The sequence below is a fragment of the Nonomuraea terrae genome (genome assembly GCF_044465245.1).
In the GTDB taxonomy this organism is placed as follows: domain Bacteria; phylum Actinomycetota; class Actinomycetes; order Streptosporangiales; family Streptosporangiaceae; genus Nonomuraea; species Nonomuraea terrae.
In genome coordinates, this window is the sequence record NZ_JBITLL010000005.1 from 1,032,754 (window position 1) to 1,050,506 (window position 17,753).

At 71.2% G+C, this 17,753-nt stretch carries 12 protein-coding genes; 6 read left to right on the forward strand and 6 right to left on the reverse strand.

Features of this window, described 5'->3' with window-relative positions; translation table 11 throughout:
- Positions 1–12: 12 nt before the first annotated feature.
- Both ACIBP6_RS28535 and ACIBP6_RS28540 read left to right on the forward strand, forming a co-directional pair.
- Entirely contained in the window at positions 13–474 is a 462-nt protein-coding gene (locus ACIBP6_RS28535) for a PPOX class F420-dependent oxidoreductase (RefSeq protein ID WP_397056959.1), read from the forward strand.
- Positions 475–677: 203 nt separating this feature from the next.
- Positions 678–1,526 (forward strand): glycerophosphodiester phosphodiesterase, encoded by an 849-nt coding sequence (locus ACIBP6_RS28540; protein WP_397056960.1) that lies wholly within the window; start codon positions 678–680, stop codon positions 1,524–1,526.
- 71 nt (positions 1,527–1,597) lie between these two features.
- On the opposite strand, the gene ACIBP6_RS28545 is transcribed toward ACIBP6_RS28540, so the two are convergent.
- The gene (locus tag ACIBP6_RS28545; RefSeq protein ID WP_397056961.1) at positions 1,598–2,632 is read right to left on the reverse strand and encodes an outer membrane protein assembly factor BamB family protein; all 1,035 of its coding nucleotides are present in this window, start codon (positions 2,630–2,632) and stop codon (positions 1,598–1,600) included.
- A gap of 140 nt (positions 2,633–2,772) precedes the next feature.
- On the opposite strand from ACIBP6_RS28545, the gene ACIBP6_RS28550 reads away from it, so the two are divergent.
- Together ACIBP6_RS28550 and ACIBP6_RS28555 are read left to right on the forward strand one after the other, a co-directional pair.
- A complete protein-coding gene (locus ACIBP6_RS28550; protein WP_397056962.1) occupies positions 2,773–4,245 on the forward strand; it encodes an AlkA N-terminal domain-containing protein in 1,473 nt (490 codons plus the stop codon).
- 19 nt (positions 4,246–4,264) lie between these two features.
- Positions 4,265–4,771 (forward strand): methylated-DNA--[protein]-cysteine S-methyltransferase, encoded by a 507-nt coding sequence (locus tag ACIBP6_RS28555; RefSeq protein WP_397056963.1) that lies wholly within the window; start codon positions 4,265–4,267, stop codon positions 4,769–4,771.
- 81 nt (positions 4,772–4,852) lie between these two features.
- Here ACIBP6_RS28555 and ACIBP6_RS28560 read toward each other — a convergent pair whose 3' ends face one another.
- The 3 genes from ACIBP6_RS28560 to ACIBP6_RS28570 all read right to left on the reverse strand — a co-directional run bounded on the left by ACIBP6_RS28560 (position 4,853) and on the right by ACIBP6_RS28570 (position 9,416).
- Positions 4,853–7,675, reverse strand: a complete 2,823-nt coding sequence (locus tag ACIBP6_RS28560; protein ID WP_397056964.1) for a vitamin B12-dependent ribonucleotide reductase — start codon at positions 7,673–7,675, stop codon at positions 4,853–4,855.
- Complete coding sequence (gene nrdR, locus ACIBP6_RS28565) at positions 7,672–8,127, reverse strand: transcriptional regulator NrdR (RefSeq protein WP_111183346.1); 456 nt, start codon at positions 8,125–8,127, stop codon at positions 7,672–7,674. Before nrdR ends, ACIBP6_RS28560 begins: the two co-directional genes overlap by 4 nt.
- Before the next feature lie 1,013 nt (positions 8,128–9,140).
- Positions 9,141–9,416 (reverse strand): LysM peptidoglycan-binding domain-containing protein, encoded by a 276-nt coding sequence (locus ACIBP6_RS28570; RefSeq protein WP_397056965.1) that lies wholly within the window; start codon positions 9,414–9,416, stop codon positions 9,141–9,143.
- A gap of 810 nt (positions 9,417–10,226) precedes the next feature.
- Here ACIBP6_RS28570 and lexA point away from each other — a divergent pair.
- Positions 10,227–10,934 carry a transcriptional repressor LexA gene (gene lexA / locus ACIBP6_RS28575; protein ID WP_132621905.1) on the forward strand — a complete coding sequence of 236 codons (708 nt, stop codon included), beginning with the start codon at positions 10,227–10,229 and terminating at the stop codon, positions 10,932–10,934.
- 1,648 nt (positions 10,935–12,582) lie between these two features.
- On the opposite strand, the gene ACIBP6_RS28580 is transcribed toward lexA, so the two are convergent.
- On the reverse strand, positions 12,583–13,425 hold the full coding sequence (locus ACIBP6_RS28580) for a nucleotidyltransferase domain-containing protein (RefSeq protein WP_397056966.1): 843 nt from the start codon (positions 13,423–13,425) through the stop codon (positions 12,583–12,585).
- A gap of 65 nt (positions 13,426–13,490) precedes the next feature.
- Between ACIBP6_RS28580 and ACIBP6_RS28585 the strand changes: the two genes are divergently transcribed.
- A complete protein-coding gene (locus ACIBP6_RS28585) occupies positions 13,491–14,600 on the forward strand; it encodes a MalY/PatB family protein (protein WP_397056967.1) in 1,110 nt (369 codons plus the stop codon).
- A gap of 1 nt (position 14,601) precedes the next feature.
- Here ACIBP6_RS28585 and ACIBP6_RS28590 read toward each other — a convergent pair whose 3' ends face one another.
- Positions 14,602–17,751: a S41 family peptidase gene (locus ACIBP6_RS28590; RefSeq protein ID WP_397056968.1), complete on the reverse strand. Its 3,150-nt coding sequence runs from the start codon at positions 17,749–17,751 to the stop codon at positions 14,602–14,604.
- Positions 17,752–17,753: the final 2 nt, after the last annotated feature.

Sequence of the window (17,753 nt, forward strand, 5' to 3'; positions counted from 1 at the left end):
AGAGGACGGTGTATGGCGGAGCACGCGGAGCCGAGGCCGCTGACGGACGACGAGCTGTCGAAGCTGCTGGCCGCCCAGCGGTTCGGCGCCCTCGCGACCAACCGGAGCAGCGGCCACCCGCACCTGTCCACCGTCCGGTACGACTGGGACGCCGGGCAGCGCGTCATCCGGATCTCGACCGTCGCCGACCGGCTCAAGGTGCGCCAGCTCCACGGCGATCCGCGCTGCGCCCTCTACGTGGCCAGCGACGACTTCTGGTCGTACGTCGTGGCCGAGGGCGAGGCCGAGCTGTCACCGGTGAGCGCCGAGCCTGGTGACGAGGTGGGCCGCGAGCTGCTCGCCATGCAGCCGGCCTTCGCCGAACCCGCCGACGAGCAGACGTTCCTGCGGCAGATGGTGGCCGACCGGCGGCTGGTGATCAGGCTCCCCGTGACGCGGCTGTACGGCACGGCCCTGTCCGTGCCCTTCGAATAGGCCCCTTCGAACAGGCCCCGTCGAGTGGGCCCCGTCGAGTGGGCCCCGTCGAGTGGGCCCGTTCGAAGAGGCCCCTTCGCGCGCGCCCCCGCGTGTCGAATGCTCATCCGCGCGGCACCGCCGGGCTACTCTGCCCTCAACTCGATGTCACAAGGCCTTGTCACTGTCGGGTCGTCAATGTCTCTCCCCACCAGAGGAGATCCATGTTCGGGCGACTCGCCGCCGTCATCGCCACGTCCTTCGCCGTCCTCGCCGCCACCCCGGGCACCGCACCCGCGCTGGCCACCACCACCAGCGCGGCCGCCGGCGTCACCAACGTCGCCCATCGCGGCGCCTCCGCGTACGCCCCCGAGAACACCATCGCCGCCTTCGAGCTGGCCGGTGAGCAGGGGGCCGACATGTTCGAGCTGGACGTTCAGGAGACCATGGACCACGAGCTCGTCCTCATGCACGACACGACGCTGACCCGCACCACCGACGCCGAGCAGGTCTTCCCCGGCCGCTCCCCCTGGAACGTCGGCGACTTCACCCTCGACCAGATCCGCAGACTCGACGCCGGCTCGTGGAAGTCGGCCGACTACGAGGGCGAGCGGGTGCCGACCCTCGGCGAGGCGCTGCGCGCGATGGACGGCTCGGACATGGGCCTGCTGCTGGAGGTCAAGTCGCCGGACCTGTATCCCGGGATCGAGGAACGCATCGCCGCCGAGCTGCGCCGGCACTCCTCGTGGCGGGCGCCCGGGCGGGTGGTGGTGCAGTCGTTCGACTGGGACTCGATGCGGACGTTCGACCGGCTGATGCCGGACGTGCCGGTCGGGCTGCTCGGCACGCCCTCGACCGGGGAACTTTCCGGGCTGGCCGGGTTCGCCGAGCAGATCAACCCGCAGTACGGCACGCTCACGGCCGCGTACGTGCGGCGGGTGCACCGGCTCGGCATGGACATCCTCACCTGGACCGTCGACGACCCGGACGCCATGCGCCGGGTGATCGGCTACGGCGTGGACGGCGTCATCACCAACCGCCCCGACGTCCTGAGCGACCTGGTCAGCTCCTGACGGTTTCGCGAGCCCAGTCCGGGCGCCTCCGCAGCGGGCGCCCGCGACTGCGGCTCGCACCGCGCCAGGGCTCACGCATCTGCGACGTCTCCTTCGCCGGCATGGGCCAGGGCGACCATCCGCAGGGTTGCTTCGGTGGCCATGAGCGCGTCTCCCGTACCGAGGTCGAGCAGCCCCGTCACTCGGGGGACGGACGCCCAGGCGCGCTCGATGATGTGCCCGCCGCGTCCCAGGCGGAACAGCATGCCGCCTTGGCCGGCCAGCACGAACCCGTCACCATCGTGCACCACCCCGCGGGCGAACGGCTGGCCGACGTCCACCCGCCACAGGACCGATCCGGTCTCGGGGTCGACGGCGAGGTACCGGGTGCCGGGCTCTCGCAACCAGAGCACACCACCCCTGAACTCGGCCGCCTCCGGGAGCAGGTCGGCGTCGTGGCGGAAGACCCGGTCGGCGTCCTCCGCCGACGGCCGAACGCACACGACGGAACGCGGGCCACACCGTACCAGGCAACGGCCGGCGTCGATCATGGTGAACGCCGCCTCATGGTCCGGCACCGGCTCCGGCAACCGCCACCGCAGCAGCTCCCGGCCATCACGCGGATCGACCAGCCGTACCTCCGGGCCGCTCCCCACCAGCACACCGTCATTCCATGGCAGCGGAAGGACGGCGGCCTTGCGGTGTGGCGTCCGCCACAGCGGCCGCCCGTCGTTCAGGTCGAACGCGGCAAGCGGCGTGTAACCGCGCCAGCCGCCGACGACCACCGTCTCACCGCTGACCACGACATGCCCGGTGTACGGCCGTAACGGGGCGCGCCACATCACGGCCCCAGTCGCGAGGTCAAGGCAAGACAGGTGATCGGCGTTCTGGGGCAGGACCATGCAGCGATCACCGGCGGCCACGACGGCCCGCGGCCAGGTCCCCACCGGCACGTCCCAGCAGAGCGAGCCGTCATGGCGGCTCAGGCAGGCCAGCCGGGTGTGGCGCTCATGCACCACGACACGATCCGCCGTGGCCGCCACCGCGGAGATGCTTCCGCTCTGATGAAGCGGCCGCTCCCACAACGCCCTTCCGATCACCGGCCGAGTCCACCAGGAAGGCGTCACCGGCGGCAATCACATATCCCCGGCAGGTTCGCGAGGTCGAAGCGCCGCGCAGCAGGCTCAGCGACGGAAGTCAGGATCATGGTGTGGTCATGTCGGATTTCCGCCAGCCGCGGCGGCCGGTCGCACGCGATGCTGGCGATGTGTACGACGACGTGGAGCGGTGCATTCGAGCCGTACGAGCCAAGGACGCCCGATTCGACGGCTGGTTCTTCGGCGCGGTGATCACCACCGGGATCTACTGCAGGCCGAGCTGCCCGGTGGTGCCGCCCAAACCCGAGAACATGCGCTTCTATCCCAGTGCCGCCGCGGCGCAGCAGGCCGGGTTCCGGGCGTGCAAGCGATGCCGTCCCGACGCCGGCCCCGGCTCCCCCGAGTGGAACGAGCGCGCCGACGTGGTGGCGCGGGCGATGCGCCTGATCGCCGACGGGGTCGTCGACCGCGAGGGCGTGCCCGGCCTGGCCGCGCACCTCGGCTACAGCGCCCGCCAGATCGAACGGCAACTGCTCGCCGAGCTCGGAGCGGGGCCGCTCGCGCTCGCCCGGGCGCAACGGGCCCAGACCGCCCGGCTGCTGATCGAGACCACGGAGCTGCCGATGGGTGATGTCGCCTTCGCGGCCGGGTTCACCAGCATCCGGACGTTCAACGAGACCGTGCGGGAGGTCTTCGCGCTGACACCGACGCGGCTACGGGAGCGCGTCGCCCGTGGCCGCCTGGCCGGCCCGTCCGGGGTGTTGTCGTTACGGCTGCCGTTCCGGGCCCCGCTGTGCCCGGGGAACCTGTTCGGCCACCTGGCCGCGACCGCCGTACCCGGCGTGGAGGAGTGGCGCGACGGCGCCTATCGCCGCACCCTGCGCCTGCCCCACGGGCACGGCATCGCCACCCTGCGCCCACGCCCGGGCCACATCGACTGCCGGCTCTCCCTCACCGACTTGCGCGACCTGTCCACCGCGATCAGCCGCTGCCGTCGGCTGCTCGACCTCGACGCCGACCCGGTCGCCGTGGACGACCTGCTCCGCGGCGACCCGGTGCTGGCTCCGCTCGTGGACAAGGACCCCGGCCGCCGGGTGCCCCGCACGGTGGACGCGTCGGAGTTCGCGGTACGCGCGGTGCTCGGGCAGCAGGTGTCCACCGCGGCCGCCCGCACGCACGCCGCCCGGCTCGTCGCGACCCATGGTGAGCCGATCACCGACCCCGCCGGGGGCCTCACCCACCTCTTCCCCGGCCCGCTCGCGCTGGCCGGCCTGGACCCGGCGGCCCTCGCCCTGCCGCGGTCGCGCCGTGCCACGCTCACCGGGCTGGTCGCCGCCCTGGCCGCCGGCGAGATCGATCTCGGCGTCGGAGGCGACTGGCGGCGAGCGCGGGCTCAGCTGTCGGCGTTGCCGGGACTGGGCCCCTGGACGGTGGAGACCATCGCGATGCGCGCCCTCGGCGACCCCGACGCGTTCGTCGCCACCGATCTCGGCATCCGCGTCGCCGCCCGCGAACTCGGGCTGCCCGTCACCCCCGCCGCGCTCACCCGCCGCGCCGAGGCGTGGCGGCCATGGCGCGCGTACGCCGTTCAGTACCTGTGGGCGACCGGCGACCATCCCGTCAACAGCCTGCCCACCGGATGATCCCCCGAAAGGACGCACGATGACCCTGGCCGGACACAGGACCCACACCGTGGTGGACAGCCCTGTCGGCCCGCTCACCCTCGTCGCCGCCGACGGGACCCTCGTCGGTCTCTACATGCGACGCCAGCGGCACCGCCCTCCGGAGGAGACCTTCGGCGAACCCGACCCCGAACCTTTCACCGAAGTCGTGGAGCAGCTGCGGGCCTACTTCGACGGGCGGCTGACCGCCTTCGAGCTGCCCATGGTCTTCGACGGCACGCCGTTCCAGCGACGGGTCTGGGCGGCCCTGCGGGACATCCCGTACGGCGAGACGATCACCTACGGTCAGCTCGCCGACCGGATCGGGCAGCCGAGCGCGGCCCGGGCCGTGGGCCTGGCCAACGGCAAGAACCCGATCGGCATCATCGTGCCCTGCCACCGCGTCGTCGGCTCCACCGGCCACCTCACCGGGTACGGCGGCGGTCTGGCAACGAAGCAGCAGCTGCTCGACCTCGAAAGAGGCGTCGCCGGAGCCTGCCTCTTCTGAGCCCGCCCTGTTCGGAGACCGGTCTGTTCTGAGGCCGCGATCGGCGGCGGGGAGCCGGGCTCCCCGCCGCCGGTCGTCAGGTCAGCTGCAGCCGCTGGTGGAGCCGCAGCCCTCGCAGACGTAGCAGCTGCCGGCCGGGCGCATCTTCGTGCCGCAGGTCATGCAGAGCGGAGCGTCGGCGGTGAAGCGCTGGTGGCTCTCCAGCGTCAGCTCCTTGACCTCCGGCTGCTCCGCCTTCGGCTGGGCGGCCTCGATGGGCGCGGACTGGGCCAGCGCCTCACGGTCGACCGTCTCCTGCAGCGCCGCCGGGTCCTCGCCGCGCTGCTGCGCCGCGCGCTCGGCCGCCGAGAAGATGCCCAGCGCGGCCCGCTCGTCGTACGGCAGGTGGTCGAGGGCCAGGCGGCGGAAGATGTAGTCCATCACCGACGTGGCCATCCGGATGTCCGGGTCGTCCGTCATGCCGGCCGGCTCGAAGCGCATGTTGACGAACTTGCTCATGTACGTCTCCAGCGGCACGCCGTACTGCAGGCCGATGGAGATCGCCACCGAGAAGGCGTCCATGACGCCCGCCAGGGTCGAGCCCTGCTTGGACATCTTGAGGAAGACCTCGCCGAGGCCGTCGTCGGGGTAGGACGAGGCGGTCATGTAGCCCTTGGCGCCGCCCACCGTGAAGCGGGTGGTCATGCTCGGCCGCTGGTTGGGCATGCGCCGCCGGGTCGGCCGGTTGACCTCGATGACCTTGACCTCGGGCTCCTTGTCCTCCTGCTTGGCGGAGGTGTCCTTCTTGGAGCCGTCGCCCGCCGACAGCGGCTGGCCGACCTTGCAGTTGTCGCGGTAGACGGCGAGGGCCTTCAGGCCGAGCTTCCAGCCCTCCAGGTAGACCTGCTCGATGTCGTCGATCGTGGCCGACTCGGGCAGGTTGACCGTCTTGGAGATGGCGCCGGACAGGAACGGCTGCGTGGCCGCCATCATCCGCACGTGGCCCATGGGCGCGATCGCCCGCTCGCCCATCGCGCAGTCGAACACCTCGTAGTGCTCGCGGCGCAGGCCGGGGGCGTCGACGACGTGGCTGTGCTCGGCGATGTACTCGACGATGGCCTCGATCTGCTCCTGCTGGTAGCCGAGCTGCCTGAGCGCCCGCGGGATCGTCTGGTTGACGATCTGCATGGAGCCGCCGCCGACGAGCTTCTTGAACTTGACCAGCGCCAGGTCGGGCTCGATGCCGGTGGTGTCGCAGTCCATCATCAGGCCGATCGTGCCGGTGGGCGCGAGCAGGCTGGCCTGGGCGTTGCGGTAGCCGTTCTTCTCGCCGAGCCGCAGGCACTCCGACCACTGGCGGGACGCCTCGGTGTGGATCTTGGCGTCCATGGTTCCGACCGTGCGCAGGTCGTCGTTGGCCGCGGCGTGCTTGCGCATGACGCGCTTGTGCGGCTCGGCGTTCCTGGCGTAACCGTCGTACGGCCCGACCACGCCGGCCAGCTCGGCGCTGCGCCGGTAGGACACACCGGTCATCAGCGACGTGATCGCCGCCGCCACCGCACGGCCGCCGTCGGAGTCGTACGCGTGGCCCGTGGCCATCAGCAGGGCGCCCAGGTTGGCGTAGCCGATGCCGAGCTGCCGGTAGGCCCGCGTCGTCTCACCGATCTTCTCCGTCGGGAAGTCGGCGAACACGATCGAGATGTCCATCGCGGTGATGATCAGCTCGGTCAGCTTGACGAAGTCGCCGACGTTGAAGGTGTTGTCGTCCTTCAGGAACTTCAGCAGGTTGATGCTGGCCAGGTTGCAGGAGGAGTTGTCGAGGTGGACGTACTCGCTGCACGGGTTGCTGGCGGTGATGCGGCCGGTCTCGGGGGTGGTGTGCCAGTCGTTGATCGTGTCGTCGTACTGGACGCCGGGGTCGGCGCACTCCCACGCGGCCTTGGCCATCTTGCGGAACAGGTTGCGCGCGTCGACCGTCTCGATGACCTCGCCGGTCAGGCGGGCCCGGAGCCCGAACTCGCCGCCCTTCTCCACCGCGCGCATGAACTCGTCGGAGACCCGGACGGAGTTGTTGGCGTTCTGGTACTGGACGCTGACGATGTCTTTCCCGCCGAGGTCCATGTCGAAGCCGGCGTCGCGCAGCGCGCGGATCTTGTCCTCCTCGCGCGCCTTGGTCTCGATGAACTCCTCGATGTCGGGGTGGTCGACGTCGAGCACGACCATCTTGGCCGCCCGGCGGGTGGCGCCGCCGGACTTGATGGTGCCGGCGCTCGCGTCGGCGCCGCGCATGAACGACACCGGGCCGCTGGCCGTGCCGCCGCTCGACAACAACTCCTTCGACGAACGGATGCGGGACAGGTTGACACCCGACCCGGAACCGCCCTTGAAGATCACGCCCTCTTCCTTGTACCACTCCAGGATCGACTCCATCTGGTCGTCCACGGAGAGGATGAAGCAGGCGCTCACCTGCTGCGGCGACTTGGTGCCGACGTTGAACCAGACCGGCGAGTTGAACGCGAACACCTGGTGCGCCAGCGCGTGCTTCAGCTCGTGGTCGAAGATCTCGGCGTCCTCGTCGCTGGCGAAGTAGCCGTGCTCGAGGCCCGTCGTGGTGTAGACGCCGACGACCCGGTCGATCAGCTGCTTCAGGCTCCACTCACGCTGCGGGGTGCCCACCGCCCCCCGGAAGTATTTCGTCGTCACGATGTTGGCGGCGTTGACCGACCAGAACTCGGGGAACTCGACACCCCGCTGCTCGAAGTTGATCGACCCGTCGCGCCAGTTGGTCATGACGACGTCGCGGCGCTCCCACTTGATCTCGTCATACGGGTGCACACCGGGCTTGGTGAAGATCCGCTTCATCTTCAGCCCCTTGCGCGGACGCTTGCCCCCGCGCGCGACCGAACCGCTGGCCGTCTCCGTCATGACTCCCCCTTCTCCGCCTTCAACTGTGAGATCTCGGCCTCGAAGTCCGCCAGGCTCTCGAAACCGCGATAAACCGATGCGAACCGCAGGTAGGCGACCTCGTCGAGATCGCGCAACGGGCCGAGGATGGCCAGACCCACCTCGTTGGAGGGGATCTCGGCCGCGCCCTTCGCCCTGATCGCCTCCTCCACCCGCTGCCCGAGCTGCGCCAGCGAGTCCTCACTGACCGGCCTGCCCTGGCACGCCCGTCGCACGCCCGCGACCACCTTGTCCCGTGAGAACGGCTCCGTCACCCCGCTGCGCTTGCTCACCATGAGCAGAACGGTCTCCTGCGTGGTGAACCTGCGCCCGCATTCGGGGCAGGTGCGGCGGCGCCTGATGGCGGCCCCGTCGTCGGTGGAGCGACTGTCGATGACCCTGGTGTCAGGGTGGCGACAGAACGGACAGTGCACGCGTTCGCCTCCAAGACGTCCGGCCACCACACGCGCCAAATCCGTCATTACGGGGACGCTCGCGCACACTCCACAGCCGGCCATGGAGCGGTCACAGAAACACAAGGTGTGGTGAACTACATCGGTGTAACTACTAGATGTTGTGGTCCAACCGTAGAAGCGTGCGACCATGAACGCAAGTTGAGCAACCCCATCGGCACGAAGTCGCTGATCAGCCCACCGACACCACCAGCCCCCGGCGTGTCGTCCCTGGGCGGGTGCTCCCGCCGCAGGTGAGGGCGTCACAGCAGTTGTTCGGGACCTCGATGGTGAACAAACCTCACAATCCTAACGGCCGACACACCCACCGCCCTCAGCCCGCCCGGGGCGAGCAGCCGTGCCCCAGGGAAGCGGCGAGGAATGGAGGGCGATCAAGGAGGGTGGCCACGTCCCCCAGGCCGTCCCGTCGGCGGGTGACCGAGCGAGGCCTGCGCCCGGCGTACGAGGGGCAGCTGCCCAGCCGGCGCCGTCCGGCACTCCCACGACGCAGAACCTCCGCCCCACGAAACCACCCCGCACGGTGCGAAGCCCGCTCGCCACGCGTGCCCGCCCGGCGCCGTCCGGATCTCGGACCGTGGCCGGAACCGCCCCACGGACGAACCCTCCCCGCATGGTGAGAAGCCCTGTCGGGACGGGAGCAACTGCCCGCCCGGCACTGTCTGGGCCTCCCACACCGCGGACAGAATCGAGCCCACAGAGGAACCGGCCAAGAACCCAGCCCCACGGACGAAATCGGCCCCGCAGAAGCGACCTCCCGCAGGGTCCGGTTGGAAGCAGCCCCGCCTGTCCCGCTCCAGCCTGGGCTGGTGGCGTCCGGGCGGACCCCTGCCGAGCGGCTTCCGCGCCGTCCTGCTTCCCCGTGCCGTCGCTCGTCGCCTGAGCGGAACACCCTTAGGTGAGGTCGTCCCCGTCTGTGAGGTCTCGCCCCTACAGCAAGGTCATCCGTAAGGCGGGATGGGAGGTCGGCATGGGGGTCAACGTAGTGCGGCGGTGTTCGCCGGGACGTAGAGTCGCGTGCCGGAACGGATGAGGGAGTCGGGCAGGCCGTTCAGACGCTTGATCTCCTCCACCATGGCCCCCGTGTCGTCCCGCTCGGTGAGCGCGTCGGCGATCGCCCACAGCGTGTCCCCCTTCTCGACCTCCACCCAGGGCACTCCGGCGTGACCCGTCACCACGACCCGCACATCGGCATGACTCGCGGCACGCGTGCCGAGCCAGAACCCGCCCAAGGACAGCAGCGCCATGGCCATCACCAGCACGATCCGCCCGCGCCGGGTCAGGCGTACCGGAGGAACCGACCGTCCCCGCCCCTTATTCCCTCCGGGCCCCTGCCCGCCGAACCGCAGCCCTCTGCGCCGCCGCCGTCCTCCCGAACGGCGCTCCCCAGGTCTCTGCCCCCCGAACCGTCGCCCCTCCGACCGCGGCTTCCCGCGCCGCCACCGCTCCCCCGAGGCCGGCCCTCCGGACCGTCCCCCCTCGTGCTCCCGCCCTCCGGGCCCCCGCTCCCCTGAGCGCCCCGGCCGCCCCTCTCCGGCCCGCCGCTCCCCGACCGGCCGCTCTCGCGGGCCGTCTCGCGGGCCGGAGCGCCGGCTCGCCACCGTCATGTCGTCGTCACCACCCGTACGCGGCGGCGGGACAAGGCGCAAATGAGCCCTTCCCTCACCACTCGAACGGGACCCCGACCTCTTCCCTGAATTCCGGCGGAGCGTGGCCCGCCCGCGCGTATTGTCTCCCCGTCGATCAGTGCTCCGGGTGGCATCGGCGAGCAAGGTGAGCTGATTGGTGTCTTCGCTGGTCGTATCGGTATTTGAGGGTGTTCGCATGGATGACCTCCTGCCGTGCGACCCGAGGAAAAGGCCAAATAAAGATCAGCAAATCGAACACGGTGTCGATCGAACTCCCGTACGATGTTGTACACCACACCGGCGATGATTTCGAGGAAGACTCGAACAATTGTTTGAGAATGATCTTCAACAGCGATAACGTCGCTGTGTGCGACATCGAGACCACGGACCGGGAGGTCCGCCGGTGAGGCGGGCCGCCAGGCGAGGAGGAGCAGCATGACCGAGCGGGATGACACAAGCGGGGTCAGCGACCTCGCGGTGCGCCGACGAGACTCCCTGGGGCTCACCCCCAGGCAGCGCAAGATCCTGGAAGTGATCCGCGACTCGGTGCAACAACGCGGATATCCGCCGTCCATGCGCGAGATCGGCGAGGCGGTGCAGCTGACCAGCACGTCCAGCGTGTCACACCAGCTCACGGCGCTGCAGCGCAAGGGCTATCTGCGCCGCGACCCCCACCGGCCGCGCGCGCTGGAGGTCCGCCTCCCCGGCGAGCCCGTGATGTGGGTCGACCCCGACGCCGGCTCCGAGGAGCCCACGGTCAGCCGCCCGACGGCCGCCTACGTCCCGCTCGTGGGCCGCATCGCCGCCGGTGGGCCGATCCTCGCCGAGGAGAGCGTCGAAGACGTCTTCGCGCTGCCCAAGCAGCTCGTCGGCGAGGGCACGCTGTTCCTCCTGCAGGTCACCGGTGACTCGATGATCGAGGCCGCCATCGCCGACGGCGACTGGGTGGTCGTCCGCCAGCAGCCGGTGGCCGAAAGCGGTGACATCGTCGCCGCCATGATCGACGGCGAGGCCACGGTCAAGACCTTCAAGCGCAAGGACGGGCACGTCTGGCTCGTCCCCCACAACGCCAACTACGAGCCGATCCCGGGCGACGAGGCCAGCGTCCTGGGCAAGGTCGTGGCGGTGCTGCGCCGCCTCTAGTCGCGACGAAGGCCCGGGCGCCCACCAGAGGGCCCCGGGCGCCCGTCCCACCACGGCACGCGACGCCTCTCACCCCACGGCTCGGCCACCCGCCGCACCGCCACCCCAGGCATCTCCGGTTCGGCCCTCCTGCCGACTCGCTCTCACGTCTCGATGCGCACCCCGACTCGCCCGCTGGAACGCGAACCCCAGACCGCCTGCCCTGAGCCGGCCAAGGAGCCGGTCCGGAGATCGAATGCCGGTCCCGATTCGCACTCTCCCGATCGTCGGACGCCGCACCCGAAGCCAGCCCGCTGCCTCGTCAAGCTCGGTCCCGCTTCGCGCACTCTCCCGATCGTCGGACACCCCACCCGAGTCACCCGCCGCCTCGTCAAGCCGGTCCCGCTTCGCGCTCACTCGGCCGTCACGCACGTCTCCGTCCGCACACGATCGGCCTGACCCTGATCCACGTCGACCAGGTCAGCCACCCCGAACGACGACCGACGAGGAAGCCAAGACCTCAAAGTCGGACGCCGCACCCGAGTCACCCCTTGCCTCGTCAAGCCGGTCCCGATTCGCACTCTCCCGATCGTCGGACGCCGCACCCGAAGCCACCCGCCACCTCGTCAAGCCCGGTCCCGCTTCGCACTCACTCGGCCGTCACGCACGTCTCCGTCCGCACACGATCGGCCCGACCCTGATCCACGTCGACCAGGTCAGCCACCCCGAACGACGACCGACGAGGAAGCCAAGACCTCAAAGTCGGACGCCGCACCCGAGTCACCCCCTGCCTCGTCAAGCCGGTCCCGATTCGCACTCTCCCGATCGTCGGACGCCGCACCCGAACCCAGCCCGCCACCTCGTCAAGCCCGGTCCCGCTTCGCACTCACTCGGCCGTCACGCACGTCCCCGTCCGCACACGATCGGCCCGACCCTGATCCACGTCGACCAGGTCAGCCACCCCGAACGACGACCGACGAGGACGCCAAGACCTCAAAGCTCGTGAAGCACGCCCTCACCCACGACCGGGTGATCCGGTACCCGCGAAGGACCGAGATCCCTAGGACCTGGACGTCACCCCCGACCACGTCAGCGAACTGCGCCGGCAGCCCGCCGGGCGGGCATTTCATACCGGCCTCGTTCTGGGCACCACATCCGTTACGCCGGAAGAATCACGACGCGGATCTGGGACGAGTACGCGGAAACCACTACGTCGATCGCGATTCACCGCATTGCCCTGTGGGCGTTGCTGACCGCCACCATGGTGGCCGAGCTCCTCATATTCCGATTCGGCCCGCGGCGTCCAAGGTGGCCGCGGCTGGGATCGGCGCCGCTCGCCGCGACGACCTACGTGCCCGCGCGGCCGGCCCTCCTCTCCTCGGCGGGGGCTGATCGCCTACCCCTCGGCAGCCGAGTGCACCGGTCACGCGGTCCTGCTGCTCGCAGTGATCGCCTGGGCCTCCGACAGATCCGCCACAGTGCTGATCTGCGCCGCGGTCGCGCTCACCTCGATGGTGATCGGCCTGCGCTTGTGGCATGGCCACCGAGCCGACCGCGCCGCGGAACATGCCACCGCTGCCCCGGACCGGCCGTACGCCTGGCGGAGTCGTACGCCTCCACCCGTCTGGCAGCGCATGCAGGGGGCCGATCGACGTCACGCGGTGCGTCGTCAGCGGGTCGTGTAGAGCGTGTGGGCGGCGGTGATCGCGTGGGTGGCGAAGGCGAGGACGTCCTGGCGGCGCTCGAAGGGGGAGGCGTACAGGGATCGGCGTGGGGTGCCGAAGTGGTCGGCGAGGCCCGACAGATGGCTCGACGCGGTCGGAAGGGCAGTGTCCTCTTCGCGCAGACGCAGCGCTTCGTTGAGCACGCGGTGCCAGCGCGACGGGAACGCCCGCAGGGCGTGCAGGGCCGCGCCCGTCTTGGAGGTGAGCTCGCCGGTCGCCAGCGTATAGTGCAGCCGGGAGACGCCCGTGACCAGCCACACGGTGGCGTACCCGCCGAAACAGGCCAGCCCCCACGGCGAGACGACGCGGGAGGCGCGGGCGACGAGGCGGCGCCAGTAGTGGTCGAGGTTCGCGTCCGTCCAGGCGGCCAGGGCCTCGGGATCGTTCCAGATGTCGAGATCCTTGGGCTTGGGGCCGCGGCAGGTGACCCCGTGACGGGCCAGGGTGTGCCAGGTGACCGGGTTGAGGTCGCCGCGCCGGTTGAGCCGCCCGGCGTGCGCCTGCGGACGCTGCCCGAGCGAGGCGGGATCGCGGCGGAGGTCGTCCCAGGTGAGATAGACGCCGTCGAACGGGTGGACACCGAGCTTGGCGTGGATGCGTTCGATCACCTCGACCGGCGGCGGCTCGGTCGTCACGGCCACGAAGTCGACGTCGCTCGTCGTCGGCCGGTAGTCGCCCAGGGCGGCGGAACCCTCCAGGTAGAGCGCCTCCACCAGCCCGGGAGCCTCCGCGTCGGCCAGGGAGAGGTACGTGTCGACGATCGCGTCGACCTTCGGGTGGGGCGTCATGGCCGCACAGCCTGCCACAGTCGCTGCCGCCGCCTCATCACAATCGCCGATTCTAGAATGGTCGGGTGAACCACGCATATCCCCCCGTAGACCTCAAGTCCACGCACGACGGCCTCAAGTGGGCGGCGGTCGAGCCGGGCGTCATCCCCGCCTGGGTGGCCGACATGGACCTGCCGACCGCGCCCGACGTCGTCGAGGCTCTGCGGCGGCGGGCCGGCGGAGACCTCGGCTACCCGACGTGGCTGGACAAGCCCGGCGCCGGTCCGCTGGCCGAGGCGTTCGCCGAGCGCATGACCGCGCGGTACGGCTGGGCGGCCGGCCCCGAGCACGTGCGGTCGTTCACCGACATCAACCAGGCCCTCCAGGTGCTCCTCCACCTCTGGACGGCCCCGGGCGACAGCGTCGCCCTGCACACCCCGGCCTACCACCCCTTCCTCGGCACGCTCGACCTCATGAAGCGCCCCCTGCGCCCCATCCAGATGGTCCCGGACGGCGGCACATGGCGCTTCGAGGTGCCCGACCTGTCCGGCTGCCGGGTGCTCCTGCTGGTGAACCCGCACAACCCGACCGGCCGCGCCTTCACCCGCGCCGAGCTGGAGGAGCTGGCCGAGCACGCCGAACGCCACGACCTGCTGGTGATCTCCGACGAGATCCACGCCGACCTGGTCTACGAGCCGCACCGGCACATCCCGTTCGCCACGATCCTCCCCGAGCGCACGGTCACGCTCACGTCGGCGACGAAGGCGTTCAACCTGGGCGGCATCCGCTGCTCGGTCGCCCACCTCGGTCACCCGGGCGTCCGCGCGGCGCTGGAGGCGGAACCCCCCTTCCTGTACGGCTCCGCGAACGTCTTCGGCGTCGAGGCCACGGTGGCGGCCTGGCGCCACGGGGACGCCTGGCTGGCCGACACCGTGGCGCTGCTCAACCGCAACCGGCACATGATCGCCGCCCGCCTGCCGGCCGGAGTCGGGTACCGGATCCCGGAGGCGACGTACCTGGCCTGGCTGGAGGTGGGGCGGCCGGGGCTGGCGGAGGTGCTGGAGCGCGAGGCCCGCGTCCGGCTCAACGACGGCGCGGCGTTCGGCCCCGGCGGCGAGCACTGCGTCCGGCTGAACTTCGCCACCACCGAGGCCATCCTCGCCGAGATCCTCGACCGCCTGGCCCGCGCCTGGTGACTCACGCCAGGGGCGGCAGCTCCGGCGGCGTGGCGGGCGGGTGCTCCTCCAGGGCGGCGAGCGCGAGCTCGATCGCCCTGTCGAGTTGCGGGTCCCGCCCGGCGACGCGCTCCTGGGGCGTGATCACGACCTCGATGTCGGGGTCGACGCCGTGGTTCTCCACGGCCCAGCCCTGTCCCGCCAGCCAGAACGAGTACCGCGGCTGGGTCACGCGGGTGCCGTCCACGAGCGAGTAGCGCGAGTCGATCCCGATCACGCCGCCCCACGTGCGGGTGCCGACCAGCGAACCGATCTCGCGGTTCTTGATGCCCGCGCTCACGATGTCGCCGTCGGAACCGGCGAACTCGTCGGTGACCGCGACCACCGGCCCGCGGGGCGAGTCGGTCGGGTAGCGCTTCGGCTTCTTGCCGCGGGCCAGGTCCCAGCCGACGACCTTGCGCGACAGCTTCTCCAGCACCAGCTCGGACAGGTGCCCGCCGCCGTTCTCGCGCACGTCCATGATCAGCCCGTCGAAGGCCATCTCGGTACGCAGGTCGCGGTGGAACTGCGCCCACCCGGAGGCCACCATGTCCGGCATGTGCAGGTAGCCGAGCCGGCCGCCCGAAGCCTCTCGGACGTAGGCGCGGCGGCTGTCCACCCAATCGTGGTAGCGCAGCGGCGTCTCGTCGGCGATCGGGCTGACCACGACCCGGCGCACGTCTCCGCCGGAGGCGGGCCGCACGGTCAGCTCGACGGGCCGGTCGGCGGTGCCGGCCAGCAGGGCGAGCGGGCCGCGTACCGGATCGACCGGGCGGCCGCCCACGGCGAGGATGGCGTCGCCGGGACGGATCGCGACGCCGGGCGCGAGCAGCGGCGAGCGGGCGGCGTGGTCGGACGTCTCGCCGGGCAGGACGCGCGTGACCCGCCACACCCCGTCCTCGTCCCTGGCCAGGTCGGCGCCGAGCAGGCCCTGGCGCCGCCGGGGGTCGACGCCGGCGCCGTTGCCGATGGCGTAGGCGTGTGAGGTGCCGAGCTCGCCCTGCGTCTCCCAGAGCAGGTCGATCAGCTCGGAGTGGGAGCCGATGCGCTCGACCAGTGGTTCGTAGCGGTCCAGCACGCCCTGCCAGTCGACGCCGTTCATGTCCTCGCGCCAGAAGTGGTCGCGCATGAGCCGGCCCGCCTCGCGGAAGCCCTGCCGCCACTCGGCCACGGGGTCGATCTGGACGGAGATCCGGTCGAGGTCGACGGTGACCACCTCGTCGCCCTCGGTCGCGGCGCGGGTCTGCAGGCCGTTCTTGCCGTTGAGGACGAGCCGGGTGCCGTCGCCGCTGACCTCGAACGCCCGCACCTCCTTGCCCAGCTCGGCCTTGGCGCGCTTCTTGAGGTCGTACCGTTCGAGCACGATCTCGGCGTTCTGCTCGGTGCCGTCGCCGAGCTGCCCGGTGAGCGGGTGCTTCAGCCACAGCAGCGCGTCCTTGGCGGTACGCAGGTTGGCGTAGCGCCCTGCGGGCACCGGCACCGGCACCACGCGCGAGGCCAGCCCCTCGGTGTCGACCTCGGTGCGCGGCGGAGCGTCGTCGTCCTTCGGGGCGTCCTTGGCGGGCTTGTCGTCCTCGCCGTTGAACCCGCGCCCCCGCAGGGAGGGGTCGAACGGCGAGGGCGTCGTGGCCTGCAGCGGCACGATGTACGGCTTGCAGCCGTTCGGGAACGACATGTCGAAGACGTGGACGTCGTAGACCGGGTCGAACGTCCGCACCGACAGGAACGCCAGGTGCTTGCCGTCACGGGTGAACACCGGGTCGGAGTCGGCGAACCGCACCGGCGTCACGTCGATCACGGAGGTGCCGTCGACCCGGCCCATCCGGATCTGCGACAGCGACTCGTCGTGCGGGTGCGTCCAGGCCAGCCACGCGGAGTCGGGCGAGAACGTCAGCCCGCTCACGTCGCCTTCGCTCGTGCGGTCGAGCTCGCGGACGTCGCCGCTCTCCAGGCCGACGACCAGCAGCCGCCCGTCGTGCGAGGCGACGGCCACGTGCTTGGCGTCGGGCGCGGCGGTCAGCTCCAGCACCCGCCCGAGCTGCCCGGTGGCGAGCGTGCGGATCTCGCCGCCGGGGGTGCCGACCTCCAGGCCGTCCTCGCCGGAGGCGTCGGAGACCCACACGGCGCGGCCTGAGGCGTCGAGGACGCGCGGCAGCCGTACGCGGACGCCGGGCTCGGCGCGGAGCACGCCCGCGGGCCCGTCGCGGTGGGTGACCCAGTGGGCGGTGCCGCGGATCTCCACCGCGCTGGCCCGCCCGGTGGCGTCCGGGGAGAAGTCGCCGGCCCGCAGGGGCGCCGGCCGCCTGGCCCGTCCCGGACGCGGCCCGCCGAGGCTGATCTCCAGCCGGCGCGGCTCGGCGTCCAGGCTCTCCAGCAGCCACAGGTCGCCGGCGTGGCTGTAGATCACCCGCTCGCCGTCGCTGGTCGCGTGGCGGGCGTAGAACTGCTCGTGTGCGGTGTGCTTGCGCAGGTCGGAGCCGTCGGGCAGGGCGGAGTAGACGTTGCCGGTGCCGTCGGCGTCCGACAGGAACACGATGCGGTCGCCGGCCCAGCTCACCGACCAGTACTGCGCCGTGCTGTCGGCGAACAGCCTGGTGAACTCGCCGTTGCCCTCGGCGTCCACCCAGATCTTGCCCGCGGTGCCGCCCCGGTAGCGCTTCCACTGCGACGGCTCGCGCCACAGCGAGGAGACGGTGGCGACCCTGACGCCGCTGACGGCCACGTCGCTCACCCATCCGTACGGCAGCCGCGTCGCCGGTCCCCCGTCGAGCGGCACCGCGTACGCCCAGCGCCTGGTGCGCGAGCTCTCCCCGGCCGAGCTGATCGCGAGCACGTCGCCGTCGGCCGTCCAGCCGAACGCGCCCGTCGTGGCGCTGCCCCAATGCGTCAGCCGGTCGCCCTCAGGGCCGTCGATCTCGGCGGCGAACACCTCGGGAACGCCCTCGCGGGTCCCGGCCCACGCGATCCGGCTGCCGTCGGGGGAGAATCTCGGGTTCGACACCGGCACGCGGTCGGCGGTGAACCGCCAGGCCCTGCCACCGGTGATCGGTGCCAGCCAGACGTCGTCGTCGGCGACGAAGGTGACCAGGTCATCGTGCAGGTGCGGGTATCTCAGGTATGCGCCATTTGTCACAG